This is a genomic window from Kitasatospora sp. NPDC057936 (assembly GCF_042887525.1).
In the GTDB taxonomy this organism is placed as follows: Bacteria; Actinomycetota; Actinomycetes; order Streptomycetales; family Streptomycetaceae; genus Kitasatospora.
In genome coordinates this window covers 18,637-31,574 of sequence record NZ_JBHVPD010000084.1, presented here as the reverse complement: position 1 = coordinate 31,574, position 12,938 = coordinate 18,637, and the positions used below count along the sequence as shown (strand labels likewise).

The 12,938-nt window shown below is 73.1% G+C and carries 11 protein-coding genes; 2 read left to right on the top strand and 9 right to left on the bottom strand.

Annotated elements, in window-relative coordinates; all coding sequences use genetic code 11:
- Positions 1-143 precede the first annotated feature (143 nt).
- Together ACFVU9_RS33805 and ACFVU9_RS33800 are read right to left on the bottom strand one after the other, a co-directional pair.
- Positions 144-1,748, bottom strand: a complete 1,605-nt coding sequence (locus ACFVU9_RS33805; protein WP_387599998.1) for a multicopper oxidase family protein — start codon at positions 1,746-1,748, stop codon at positions 144-146.
- Between the two features lie 61 nt (positions 1,749-1,809).
- A complete protein-coding gene (locus ACFVU9_RS33800) occupies positions 1,810-2,214 on the bottom strand; it encodes a DUF6153 family protein (protein WP_387599995.1) in 405 nt (134 codons plus the stop codon).
- Positions 2,215-2,396: 182 nt separating this feature from the next.
- Here ACFVU9_RS33800 and ACFVU9_RS33795 point away from each other — a divergent pair, with 182 nt between their 5' ends.
- Both ACFVU9_RS33795 and ACFVU9_RS33790 read left to right on the top strand, forming a co-directional pair.
- On the top strand, positions 2,397-5,456 hold the full coding sequence (locus ACFVU9_RS33795; protein ID WP_387599993.1) for a hypothetical protein: 3,060 nt from the start codon (positions 2,397-2,399) through the stop codon (positions 5,454-5,456).
- A gap of 112 nt (positions 5,457-5,568) precedes the next feature.
- Positions 5,569-5,970, top strand: coding sequence for a YccF domain-containing protein (locus ACFVU9_RS33790; protein ID WP_380436608.1), 402 nt, complete (start codon positions 5,569-5,571; stop codon positions 5,968-5,970).
- Positions 5,971-6,027: 57 nt separating this feature from the next.
- On the opposite strand, the gene ACFVU9_RS33785 is transcribed toward ACFVU9_RS33790, so the two are convergent.
- The 7 genes from ACFVU9_RS33785 to ACFVU9_RS33755 all read right to left on the bottom strand — a co-directional run bounded on the left by ACFVU9_RS33785 (position 6,028) and on the right by ACFVU9_RS33755 (position 12,919).
- Positions 6,028-7,659 carry an AMP-binding protein gene (locus ACFVU9_RS33785; protein WP_387599990.1) on the bottom strand — a complete coding sequence of 544 codons (1,632 nt, stop codon included), beginning with the start codon at positions 7,657-7,659 and terminating at the stop codon, positions 6,028-6,030.
- A 148-nt stretch (positions 7,660-7,807) separates the two neighbouring features.
- A complete protein-coding gene (locus ACFVU9_RS33780) occupies positions 7,808-8,047 on the bottom strand; it encodes a chaplin (protein ID WP_380436612.1) in 240 nt (79 codons plus the stop codon).
- Positions 8,048-8,143: 96 nt separating this feature from the next.
- Complete coding sequence (locus ACFVU9_RS33775; RefSeq protein WP_387599987.1) at positions 8,144-8,761, bottom strand: 2'-5' RNA ligase family protein; 618 nt, start codon at positions 8,759-8,761, stop codon at positions 8,144-8,146.
- 9 nt (positions 8,762-8,770) lie between these two features.
- Positions 8,771-9,055, bottom strand: coding sequence for a hypothetical protein (locus ACFVU9_RS33770; RefSeq protein WP_387599984.1), 285 nt, complete (start codon positions 9,053-9,055; stop codon positions 8,771-8,773).
- Positions 9,052-11,610, bottom strand: coding sequence for an Hsp70 family protein (locus tag ACFVU9_RS33765; protein WP_387599981.1), 2,559 nt, complete (start codon positions 11,608-11,610; stop codon positions 9,052-9,054). The genes ACFVU9_RS33770 and ACFVU9_RS33765 overlap by 4 nt, the downstream gene beginning before the upstream one ends.
- 11 nt (positions 11,611-11,621) lie before the next feature.
- Positions 11,622-12,497: a nucleotide exchange factor GrpE gene (locus ACFVU9_RS33760; RefSeq protein ID WP_387599979.1), complete on the bottom strand. Its 876-nt coding sequence runs from the start codon at positions 12,495-12,497 to the stop codon at positions 11,622-11,624.
- Positions 12,494-12,919: a hypothetical protein gene (locus tag ACFVU9_RS33755; RefSeq protein WP_380436623.1), complete on the bottom strand. Its 426-nt coding sequence runs from the start codon at positions 12,917-12,919 to the stop codon at positions 12,494-12,496. Before ACFVU9_RS33755 ends, ACFVU9_RS33760 begins: the two co-directional genes overlap by 4 nt.
- Between the last annotated feature and the right edge of the window lie 19 nt (positions 12,920-12,938).

Below are 12,938 nucleotides of genomic sequence, written 5' to 3'. Positions count from 1 at the left end.
CCCGTCAGGGCCCATGGCATGGGTCCGGTGTTTTTGGTGGGTTCAGGGCCCGGCGTTATCAATGGGGGTTGGGGGGGGGGGGGGGGGGGCGGGGGGGGGGGGGCGGGGGGGGGGGCGCCCCCCCGGCCCGGCACCGGCAGGCGTTACGCCTGGTAACCGAGGACCGTCATCATGCCCGTCTCGGCGTGGTAGACGTTGTGGCAGTGGACCATCCACAGGCCCGGATTGTCGGCGTCGAAGTCGACGGCGAGCGTCGTGCCGGGCAGCACGATCGCGGTGTCCTTGCGCGGGCCGCCGCCCGCCGCTCCGACGAGCGCGAAGGTGTGCCCGTGCAGGTGGACCGGGTGCCACATCTCCGTCGAGTTCCGGAACTCCAGCCGCACCCGCTCCCCCGCCGCCACCGGGTGGCGCTGCGCGGGGTCGTACCTGCGGCCGTCGAAGGCCCAGTCGGCCTTCGCCATGCCTCCGGTCAGCTCCAGCCGCACCGTCCGGTCCGGCGCCTTGGCGGGCAGCCGGACGCCCGCGGCCGCCGTGAGCTGCGCGGCGGTCACCAGCCGGCCGTCCAGCTCGGCCGGGCGCACCGAGGCGTCGGGCGCGGCGCCGCCGCCGGTGCGCAGCAGCGCGAGCGCGGAGGCGCCCTTGCCCTCGGCGAGGGCGGTGAGGGGGAAGACGCCGTCCTTGACGGTCACCAGGACGTCGTAGCGCTCGCCCATGCCGAGCAGGAGCGCCTGGGTGGCGGCCGGCTCGACCGGGAAGCCGTCGGTGTGGGTGACGGTCAGCTCGTGGCCGCCGAGGGCGACCCGGTAGGCGGTGTCGCCGCCCGCGTTGATCAGCCGGATCCGGACCCGGTCGCCCGGCTTGGCGGTGAAGGTCTCGGGCGCGGTCGCGAGGCGGCCGTTGACCAGGTGGAACGGGTACGCGACGTCGCCCGCGTCACCGCCGAGGAGGTCGCTGCGGGCTCCCATGAGCATGCGCGAGGGGCCGGCCGCGCCCGCCGCGTCGTGGCCCCCCATGCCCGCCATGTCGTGCCCGCCCATGCCGGCCATGTCGTGCCCGCCCATGCCGGCCATGTCGTGCCCGCCCATGCCCTTGGACAGTTCGCTCAGGACGGCTTCGGGGGTGCTCCCGTCCACCCCGTCCAGCCAGTCGTCCAGGACGACGACCCACTCCTTGTCGTAGGCCAGCGGCTCCTTCGGGTCGTCGACGATCAGCGGCGCGTACAGCCCGCGGTCCTGCTGGACGCCGGAGTGCGGGTGGAGCCAGTACGTGCCCGGGCGGGTGAGCGCGAAGCGGTAGTCGAACGCGGCCCCGGCCCGGACCGGATCCTGCGTCACCCCCGGGACGCCGTCCATGTCGTTGCGCAGCGCGAGGCCGTGCCAGTGCAGCGAGGTCGGCTGCGGGAGGTGGTTGGCGAGGGTGAGCGCGAGCGTCTCGCCGGCGGTGGCGCGGACCTCGCGGCCGGGCAGCGCGTCGCCGTACGCCCAGCTGCGGACGGTGCGCCCGCCGAGGTCGAGGGTGGTCTCGGTGGCGGTGAGCGCGACCTTGCGCTCCGCCCCGGGGTTGCGCCGCGCCTCGGCGGCGGCGACCTCGGGACCGTTCGGACGGACGAAGCCGGCCGGCGCCGGAGCCTGCCCGCCGTGGTCCATGCCCTCCATGCCCTTCATGGAGTCCGAACACGCGGCCAGGATCCCGGTCCCGGCAGCGGCGAGCGCCGCGCCGAGCACGGCGCGTCGAGAGGGTGTGCGCATGACGAAATGCACCTCGTGTGTAGGTGTGGGTCGGTGGACGTGCGAGGCAACCGCCACACGCCTACTGACGCAGCACCGACACCTCGGCGAGGACCGACCTCCCGCCCCGGGGCGGCGGAAGCGCCCGGACGGCGGCCAGCAGCAACGCCCGCACGGCAGCAGCAGAATCACCGGCCCGCCGCAACACGTACCCCCCGACGGCGAGCAGCACGAGTCCCCAACCGGCCGGCACGGCAAGGCAGACCGCCATCGGGTCCATCCCGCCGGGCATCCCGGGGTCGGCCGTGACGTCGTGCGACCGGTGCACCTGGACGGCGACATGCTCCCCGCCGTGCCGTCCTCGGTGCCCACCGGTCGGATGCCCGAGCGTGTGCATGGTCAGCACCCCGAACAGCAGGGCGGCGAGCAGAACTCCGCGCAGGACCCGCACCATGCCGTCCCGCACCGCCCACCTCCACTCCGCCATTTACCCCCACAGGGTATACCGCATCACCGTGTGACCCGTTGTTCGCACCCGTCCCGCCCCCGGTAGCATCCGGGCCGGGGAGATCACGCACACCGACGCGCCCGACGGCGCGCAGGTCGGGCTGCCCCGCGGCGGCCCCGTCCGGAGCCACCGGTTCCCGCGACACCCTGGAGCTGCACCCGATGGCCCTGCCACGACACCCGGCGACCCTCCTGCGGCGCGCGGGCCGCAGACTCGGCGCCGCCGCCACCCTGCTCTCCCTGGCCGTGGCGACGGCCGGGCTCGGCACGGCGCCCTCGGCCGCGGCCGCCGCTTCCGCCCCCGTCACCGCCCCCGTCCCCGTCCCCGTCCCCGTCCCAGCGAACCTCACCGCCGCCGGCCCGTTCAGGGACTCCTTCCAGCAGGACCCGGCCCTCGACACCGACCCGTTGTACGGCCTGAACGTGGGACTCGACCGACGGCAGAACGGCGTCCGGACCACGTCGTGGACGCGCGTCTCCGGCCGCTGGGACACCACCGCGGCACCGCCGCCCTACTACGTGCAGACGAGCCACCCCGCCCAGCCGAACCGCATGGTGTTCTCGCTCGGCGTCTCGGCCGTCATGCTCGGCGCCCCGGCCGTGGCCGACCAGGACGGCCGGTTCACCGTGTCCACGGTCGTCGACCCCGTCGTCGGCGACACCGCGAGCGCCGACTGGGCCTCGATCGTGCTCAGCCGCAGCCACCGCGCCACCGGCTACGTGACCAACTCCGACGTCGACCTCGGCTTCATCGTCTCCTCCTCCGGCAAGCTCTCGCTCTTCCACGGCGGGGGCGGCGAAACCCCGTTCTGGACGGGCACGGTGCCGGCCGCCGACAAGTACGCCGTCTCGCTGACCGTCTCCAGCGGCGCCGACCGGGCGCTCGCCCTGACCGTCAACGGCACCGTCTTCCCGGTCACGGCGCCGGCCGGCGTCAACCGCTGGCCGAGCAGCGCGTTCCTCTACCTCGGGGCGTACCTGTCCGACCGGAACTCGGTGACCGCCTTCGGCGACGGCGCCGGCACCGGCACCGGCACCGGCGTGAACGTCAGCCGGATCGACGCGAGCGCCACGGCGGGCGCCAAACCGTTCGTCGACACCTTCGACGGCTCCCCCGCCGGCGGCGACCACGGCCTCAACGACGACCTGAGCGCCCGTCAGCCGACCGTCGTCAGCGCCAACTACACTGCGGTGTCCGGCGTTCAGGGCCTCGCCGCCTCTCCGCCGGCGGGCTCGGTGCGGGTCAACGACCCCGTCGCCCCGAACGCGCTCTCCTTCCCGCAGGGCACGGCCGCCGTACGGCTCGACAAGCCCGCCACGGCCGACCTTTCGGGCACCTACACCGTCCACGCGCGCCTCACCCCGGCCGTCGGATCGACCGGCGGGACGGACGCGGCCTCGCTCCTCGTGAGCAACGGCTCGGGCAGCACCGGCGCTGTCGACGCCCGCGACGTGGCCCTGGGCCTCCAGGTCCAGGCCGGCGGCGCACTGACGCTCTACCAGGGCGGCCGGCAACTCCCGCTCACCGTCGGCTCGGTGACCCCGGCGTCGGACACCTACGACGTCTCGCTCGCGCTCGCAGCCGGAACGGCCGGGCAGGCGACCGTCACCGTCAACGGCACCACGGTGTTCGCCGGCCCCACCCCGGCCGCGCTCCCCCGCGACGGCTACGTGTACCTCGGCTCGCGGCGCACCACCCCCGGGGCCGTCGGCACGGCCGACGACCTGCGCGTCACCATGCTCGGCAGGCTCGACTACTACGGCTACTTCGACATCATGGACCCGCGCGACAACATCGACCACAGCCCCGAAGTGGCGCCGTGGACGAACATGAACAACTACATCGGCCAGGACCTCGCCAACCCCCGCTACTCGGGCTTCCTCGACTACTGCGCACCGGCCTCCTGCGTCCTCGACGTCTACAGCGTCGTCACGCTGAAGGATGCCCAGGGCAACATCACCGGGCCCGACCCGAACGCGGCGGCCAACCTCTCCGCGCTCCGCGGGCGGATCGGCTCCAACCTCGACAAGATCTCCATGATCTACCTGCTCGACGAGCCGTACTACCACGGCTTCACGCCCGACCAGGTGCAGACCGAGGCCGACCAGGTCCGGACCGCCTTCCCCGACAAGCCGATCGCCTACACCACCGACGCCTACAACCTCACCCGGCCCGTCCCGCGCGCGGCCGACTTCGTCGGCTTCGACCACTACTGCGCCGGACGCGGCCGCCTCCAGCAGGAACTCGCCACCCTCCAGGGCGCCCTCGCCTCGCCCGACCAGCACCTCGTGCTCTTCCCCGAGTCCTTCATCACCGGCCTCGACCACCCGAACGGCTGCGAGAACTCCACCGACGCGGCCCTCGCCGCCGACAACGCCGACTACCGCGCGATGGCCGCCCAGAACCCGCGGATCGTCTACCTCCAGAACTTCCGCTGGCTCGACTCGAAGCAGCCGGGCACGATGCCGCTGACCACCGCGCGCCAGCAGGCCATCGGCAAGGCCGTCATCAACGCCACCCCGGCCGGCCCGGCGACCGGCGTCGGCGTCTACCGCCCCGGTGACCGCACCGTCAGCGAGAACAGCCACAACGACACCCTCCTCGGCGTCGGCCCGGTGGCCGGCCTCGTCACCGGGCCCGACGACGTCGTGCTGACCGGCCACTGGAACGGCCCCGGCACCGACACGGTCGCCGTCTACCACCGCGACACCGCGACCTTCGTCCTCACCGACGACAACGCCACCCCGGCCGCCACCGTCCGCTTCGGCGTCACCGGCGACATCCCCCTGGTCGGCGACTGGAGCGGCCGGGGCCGCACCACCGTCGGCGTCTACCGCCCGAGCGACCAGAACTTCTACCTCAGCGACGACAACGCCACCCCCACGTACACCGTCAAGTACGGCAACCCCGGCTGGACCCCGCTGGTCGGCAACTGGAGCGGCACCGGCACCACCACCATCGGCGCCTACGACCCCACCACCCAGATGTTCTACCTGCGCGACTCCAACACCCCCGGCGACGCCGACCACCGCTTCAAGTTCGGCAACCCCGGCGACACCCCCGTCAAGGGCGACTGGGACGGCACCGGGATCGACACCGTCGGCATCTACCGCTCCACCGACCGCTCCTTCTACGCCTCGGCCAACGAGGGCACCGTCATCCCCTACGCCGTCGTCTTCGGCAACCCCGGCGACATCCCCCTGACGGGCAACTGGGGCTGACCCCCCGACCCGGAACGGCCCCTGAGACACACCCCCTAAGGGCGTAGACACGGGAGCCGGCGGGCATCGCTGGTCGTAGGGTCCAACCGCCGCTCGTGAGAAGGTGCCAACCGTGAAGGTTATCGATCTCGTTCTCAATATCCTCTGGTTGATCTTCTGCGGTATCTGGATGGCGATCGGCTACGTCATCGCCGGAATCATCTGCTGCGTACTGATCATCACCATCCCGTTCGGCATTGCCTCGTTCCGCATCGCCGGCTACGTGCTGTGGCCGTTCGGGCGGACGGCGGTCGAGCGGCGGGACGCCGGGGCGGCGTCCTGTGTCGGGAACGTGATCTGGCTGGTGTTCGCGGGGTGGTGGCTGGCCCTCGGGCACCTGATCACCAGCATCCCGCTGTTCCTGTCGATCATCGGGATCCCCTTCGGGTGGGCCAACCTCAAGATGATCCCGATCTCCCTCACCCCGCTCGGGCGCGAGATCGTGTCGACGGACCAGCGCTTCGCCGGCTGGTAGGAGAACGGGCGCGCGACGGCCGACGAGGAGTGAAATCCTCGTCGGCCGTCGGCGTTCCTACAGGTCCAGGATGCCGATGGCCATGTCGCGCATCTCGACCTTGCGGATCTTGCCGGTGACGGTCATCGGGAACTCGTCGACGACGTGGACGTAGCGCGGGATCTTGAAGTGGGCGAGCCGGCCGGTGCAGTAGGCGCGGACGGCTTCGGGGGTGAGGGGTGCGGCGCCCTCGCGCATGCGGATCCAGGCCATCAGCTCCTCGCCGTACTTGGGGTCGGGGACGCCGATCACCTGGACGTCGAGGATGTCGGGGTGGGTGTAGAGGAACTCCTCGATCTCGCGCGGGTAGAGGTTCTCGCCGCCGCGGATGACCATGTCCTTGATGCGGCCGGTGATGGCGAGGTAGCCGTCCTCGTCCATGACGGCGAGGTCGCCGGTGTGCATCCAGCGGGCGGCGTCGACGGCCTCGGCGGTGCGCTCGGGCTCGCCCCAGTAGCCGAGCATGACGGAGTATCCGCGCGTGCAGAGCTCGCCGGGTTCGCCGCGCGGGACGGTGCGGCCGGTGGCGGGGTCGATGACCTTGACCTCCAGGTGCGGGCCGACCCGGCCGACGGTGGAGACGCGGCGCTCGACGGAGTCGTCGGTGCGGGTCTGGGTGGAGACGGGCGAGGTCTCCGTCATGCCGTAGCAGATGGAGACCTCGGCCATGCCCATCCGGTCGATGACGTCCTTCATGACCTCGGTCGGGCAGGGGGCGCCGGCCATGATGCCGGTGCGCAGGCTGGAGAGGTCGTGGCGCTCGAAGTCCGGGTCGGCGAGCTCGGCGATGAACATCGTGGGCACCCCGTAGAGGGAGGTGCAGCGCTCGGCGGCGACGGCGGCGAGGGTGGCGCCGGGCTCGAAGGAGGGGGCCGGAATGACCGTGCAGGCGCCGTGGGAGGTGGCGGCGAGGTTGCCCATGACCATGCCGAAGCAGTGGTAGAAGGGCACCGGGATGCAGATCCGGTCCTGCTCGGTGTAGTCGAGCAACTCGCCGACGAAGTAACCGTTGTTGAGGATGTTGTGGTGCGACAGCGTCGCGCCCTTGGGGAAGCCGGTCGTGCCGGAGGTGTACTGGATGTTGATCGGGTCGTCCGGCGCCAGTTCGGCCCCGCGGACGGCGAGGGGCTCGGGGTCGGCCCGGCGGCCGACGGTCAGCAGGTCGTCCCAGGCCGCACTGCCGATCAGGACGACGCGCTCCAATTCCGGGCAGCGCGGCCGGACTTCGTCGATCATCGCCGCGTAGTCCGAGGTCTTGAAGGACGGCGCCGCCACCAGCAGCCGGATCCCGGCCTGATTGAGCACGTACTCCAACTCGTGCGAGCGGTAGGCCGGGTTGACCGTCACCAGGATCGCGCCGAGCTTGGCGGTGGCGTACTGGGTGAGCGTCCACTCGGCGCAGTTGGGGGCCCAGATGCCGACCCGGTCGCCCTTGGCGATGCCGAGGGCGAGCAGGCCGAGGGCCAGCGCGTCGACGTCGGCGGCGAGTTCGGCGTACGTCCAGCGGCGGGCGGTGGCGCGGTCCACCAGGGCGTCGCGCCCGGGGAAGGCGCGGACCGCGCGGTCGAGGTTCTCGCCGATCGTGTCGCCGAGCAGCGGCACGTCCGCGGTGCCGGATGAGTAGCTGCGACTGGTCGACGTGGTCCGCACGTGCTGCCTCCTGGCTGGGGATCGCGAGGGTCGGGGACCATGGTCCCGATCCCGCACCCCCGGCGCCACCCCCGAACGGGGGTACGGCCCCGGCCCGGACACGGCGAAGGGCCGCCCGCCGGAGTCGGCGGACGGCCCAGGGCCGTCGTCAGGCGTTGATGCAGGTGTTGCCGAACGCCGGGTTCAGGATCGAGACCACGCCGATCGAGTTGCCACAGACGTTGGCCTCGACGTTCACCGGGATCTGGATCTGGTTGCCGGACAGCACACCCGGCGAGCCGAACGCGACACCGTTGGCGGTGGCGTCGCCGGCCGCGGCGGTGCCGGCCCCGGCCAGGACGCACATCGCGGCGAGGGCGGTGGCGGCGAGGGTGGTGCGAATACGCATTGCGTCACTCCTTGTGAGGGTGGCGAAAAACCGTGTGACGATCACACTCGCCCCCGATCTCACTCGATCCGGTGCCCGAAATGCCGGTATTGCTCGCTACGACGGCGTGTCGTCCGACCACGTTACGTCACCGCTGCCCAGGGCCACGGAGGCGCGCGGGAGCATCGGCCCGTCGCCCCGCCGGGACAGCACCGTCAGCGCGCCGACCTGCGCGGACAGGCTGCCGAGCCGGGCCGCGCACTCGGCGGCGAGCTCCTTCGGGTGCTGCGTGCGGCCGAGCGACAGGTGCGGCGTGTAGCCGCCGGCACGGCCGCGGCAGCGCGGGAAGCGCTCCAGGAGGTCCGCGTACAGCCGGACCCAGGGCGCGGACCCGGCGGCGGCCGGATCGAGCCAGACGGTCGCGTACGCGCGGTGCCGGAAGCTGCGCACCCCGCTCAGGCGGACCGGGAACGGCGGGGTGCGCGCCACGGCGGCGGAGAGCAGCGGGACCGCGCGGGCGAATTCACTCTCCGGGACGAATCCGAAGAGCACGTTGACGTGCGGCGGCCAGCGCCGGACCTGCGGGTCGTGCACCAGCCGGATCGCCTGGACGGCCGGCCACAGCTCGGGCGGCGGCAGCCAGGCGACGGCCGTGCGCGGCGTCGGCGGGAGGTCCAGGACGGCAGGACGGACGACGGCCCGGCCCGCCGCCCCGTCGTCCGTCCTGCCGTCCATGGGGCCAGGCTACGGACCCAGCCGCGCCTCCACCGCGTCCAGCAGCTCCCGGGCCGGGTGCAGGCCCGGCTCGGCCCGCAAGGCCCGGCGCAGGAGCACGCGCGCCGTCGGGTCGTCGCCCTCGCGGACGGCGTCGAGCGCCTCGTTGTAGTCGATCCGGCCCGCGTAACGCAGCCGGACCAGGGCGACCAGGTCCTCCCGGCAGGACGGGCAGCGCAGGCTCTCCGGATCCGCCGGGACGGCGCACTGCGGGCAGGGCACCTCGATCGGCGGGACGGCGTCGTCGGGGTTCATCGGGGACCGGCCTCCTCGGGGCGCACCGGGCCGAGCGACTCCGGCGTCGGGTCGTTGCCCAGCTCCCGCTGCGCCTGGGCGTACAGCACCAGGAGCGCGGAGTTGTGCCGGTTGGCGGCCTCCATGTTGGCGGACTCCACGGCCGCGTCCAGGCCGCGCAGCTCGGCGATGATCTGCTGGGCGAGGCCGGGCGAGACCAGGTTCTGGCTCACGTAGACGTTGCACATGGTGAGCATGCGGAAGGTGTGGCCGAGCGAGTCGCACAGCTCGTCGGCGCGCTGGGCGGCGCGCATCGCGCCCTCCCAGTCGGCCGCCTCGCGGCGCAGCCGCAGGTCGGCGGCGACCGAGCGCAGGCGGTCGAGGTCGCTCGGGTCGAGGTGCTTCTCGCAGTAGTGGATGAACAGGCTCAGGTACGCCTCCGAACCGCGCACCCAGCGCTGGGCCTTGAGCTGGCGCTGGGCCCGCTCCAGGGCCTCGTCGACCGACTGGCCGCGGGTCTGGCCGGCCGCGAGGTCGTCGAGGGTGTCCATGAGGCGCTGGGCCTCGCGGAGTTCGGCCTCGGTGAGCTCGCCGCCCCAGCGGTCGGTGAAGGTCTCGATCTGCCGCTGCTGCTCCTCCACCTGGACCTTCAACTCGGGGTCGAGGGTGACCCGTTCGAGTTTGACGGTCTTCTCGCCGCCGCCCTGGATGCGCACCGACAGGGTGATGGTGCGGTCCCGGTCGAGGCCGAAGGAGACCGCCACGGGGGTGCGGCCGCCGAGGCCGGCGGGCAGGCGCAGGGTGAGGTGGCCGATCAGCTCGTTCTGCTGGGCGATCTCGTGTTCGCCCTCGTAGACGGCGACTTCGAGGCGCTGGCGGCCGCTGCCGGAGACGACGAATTCCCGGCTGACCGGCGAACTGGTCGGGTAGATGGTGTTCTTGGGGATGATGACGGCGAGCCGGCCGTCGTTGAGCTCGATGCCGAGGTTCTTCGGGGTGATGTCGAACGGGTTGGTGACCTGCATCAACTCGCCGCATCCCGTGCAGACTTCGCTCCCGGGCCGGTTGACCACCCCGCAGGAGGCGCAGCGCAGGCCGACGTCCTCGGCGGCGCTGGAGGCGACCCTGGTCTGCCCGGGGGCGGCCGAGTTGAGCGGCTCGCCGCACAGTTCGCAGGCGGTGACGCCGGGGGCGGCCGGGGTGCCGCAGCGCGGGCAGTTGTCGCTGTGGGCGACGGTGGGCGCCTGGGACGGGGGCGTCACGGCGCCCGAACCGTCCAGCGCCTGGCTGCACTTGGGGCAGGCGGCGGCCTCGGCGTCGACCGGGACGTGACAGGTGGGGCAGGACACCCGGGGGCCGCCGAGCAGCGAGGTGGCGCAGTTGGCGCAGGCCGAGGCGGAGAGGTCGCCGGGCGCCCGGCACTCGGGGCACTCGACCTCGCCGACCAGCGCGGACTGCACGGCCGCGCCGAGCGCGACGCACTGCATCGGGTTGACGCCGCGGCGGATCCGGCGCGGCCCGAAGACCTCGCCCAGGCGCCGCGCCACCAGCGGGATCGCGGTGGAGCCGCCGACCAGCACGACCTCGTCGATGTCCCCGACGGTGAGGTTGGCCTGCATGATGGCCTTGTGGGTCAGCTCGATGGTGCGCTCGATGTGGCCCTCGATGAGCTCCTCGAAGCGGGTGCGCTCGAACTCCGTCTCCAGCACCAGCTGGCCGGCGCCGAGGCCGGGGAGGATGACCTCGGAGGACTCCTGGTGGGAGAGCTCGATCTTGACCGTCTCGGCGGTGGAGGCGATCTTCGGGCGGTCGCGCAGGTCGGGCTGGTAGTCCGAGCCGTACTCCTCGCGGATGTCGTCGAGCAGCGCGGTGGTGATCGCCCGGTCGAAGTCGTCGCCGCCGAGCAGGTTGTCGCCCTCGATGCCGAGCACCGAGACCGAGCCTGGCACCAGCAGCAGGATCGAGATGTCGAAGGTGCCGCCGCCGAGGTCGTAGACCAGGACGGTGCGGCCCTCGTCGCCGGCCTCCGAGGTGATCCCGTAGGCGAGGGCGGCGGCGGTCGGCTCGTTGATGATCCGCAGCACGTGCAGGCCGGCCAGCCGGCCCGCCTCCTGGGTGGCCGCGACCTGCCGCTCGCCGAAGTACGCCGGGACGGTGATGACGGCCCGGTGGAACGGCTCGCCGAAGCGCTGCTCGGCGTCCTCCTTGAGGCGGTGCAGGATGATCGCGGAGATCTCGATCGGGGTGTAGGAACGGCCGTTGAACCAGACGTTGACGTCGCCGTCGGTGCCGGCCGTGACCTTGTAGTCGACCTCCTTGAGGGCCGCCTGGACCTGCGGGTCCTTGAACTTGCGGCCCATGAAGCGCTTGACCGAGCGGATCACGTTCGCGCCGTCGATCGCGGTGCGGCTGCGCGCGGTGGAGCCGACCAGCAGCTCGCCCTTGCGGCCGGTGCCGACGACGGAGGGCGTGGCCTCCTGGTTCTGCCGGTTGAAGACGATCTCCGGCTCGCCCCGGCGCAGGTGGGCCACCACCGAGTTGGTGGTGCCCAGGTCGATGCCGAGTGTGCGGTACATGGTGTCCCCCTCTAGTTCTTTTTCCGCTTGCGGCGCGTACCGGAGCCCGTGCGGGCCCGCCGGGGCCTGGTGGGCGGCGTCTTCGGGCGGCCGGGACCCGCCGACGCGGCGGGGCCGGGGCCGGGGTCGACGAGGTCGACGGCGTCCTCGGGCTCGACGACGCGCTCCGGCTCGACGACGCCCTCGGGCTCGACGGTGCCCCCAGGCTCGACGACGCCCTCCGGCTCGACGGCCTCCTCGGGCTTCGGCTCCGGGGTGAGCACCGCCTCCACGTACCCGGCGCCGAGCACGTACACGGACTCCGGCTCCGGCTCCGGCTCGGACACCGGCGCCGCGACCACGACCTGGGCCCGGCGCAGCACCTCGTCCCCCCAGAAGAACCCGGTGACGACCGTCTGCACGACCGTCTCCGGCGCCACCCCCGGCCGTGGCTCGGTGCCGACGATCTCGGCCAGCACCGGGTCCGCGGTCAGCCCTTCGAGCCGCATCGGCCGCACCCCGGCCCTGGCCAGCCGCCCCAGCAGGCGCCGCCGGGTCGCCTCGATCCCGGCGCCCCGCCCGAGGTGGACGAGCTCCGGGTCGAGGCCGAGCGAGGCGAGCGCGTCGTCCACCTCGACGAGCGCACCGAGCAGTTCCTGCTGCGCAGCCCGGGCGGCCTGCGCCTCCTCCTCGCGCTTGCGCGTCAGCATCGAGGCGCGGAACAGCAGTTGGGTGAAGCTCTGCCCGAGGTCGAGCGCCCGGGCGCGCTCGGGCACCGGCAGCGGCGCCGGCAGCTGCCCGGGCACGGCGGCCGGGACCGGCGCCTGGTCCGATGCCTGGTCCGGCGCCTGGTCCGACGTCGGCAACGGGGCGGACGGTTCGGGGCTCGGGGCGTGGTGGGTGGTCATTCGGGGACCTCGATCTGCGGCAGCACGGACAGGTCGGCGGCGAAACGGGCGGGGACGGGCGGTTCGGGGGCGGTGCCCGGCGGGGCGGGCTCGGCGAAGTCGGCGGCCAGCTCGGCCCGGTGGAGCGCCAGGAAGGAGGCGGCGGGCGGCGGCTGGGGCCGCTCGACGACGAGCAGCGGGTCGGCGAGGGCCGGCGCCAGCAGCCCGGCGGCGCGGTCGACCGGCTCCGGCGGGAGGGGCTGCTGGAGGTCCAGCTCCAGGCGCTTGTCCGGGTTGCGCAGCAGGGCGGCGGCCTCCTGGACCTGCTGGCGGGTGTGGCGACCGGACTTCGTCGCCGGGCCGACGGCGAGGAGGATCTCGCGCGCACTGGCGCTCGGCGGGACGCCCAGGATCTCGTACGGCGACGGTTCTTCCAGTGGCATGGCGCGGGTTGCTCTCCTT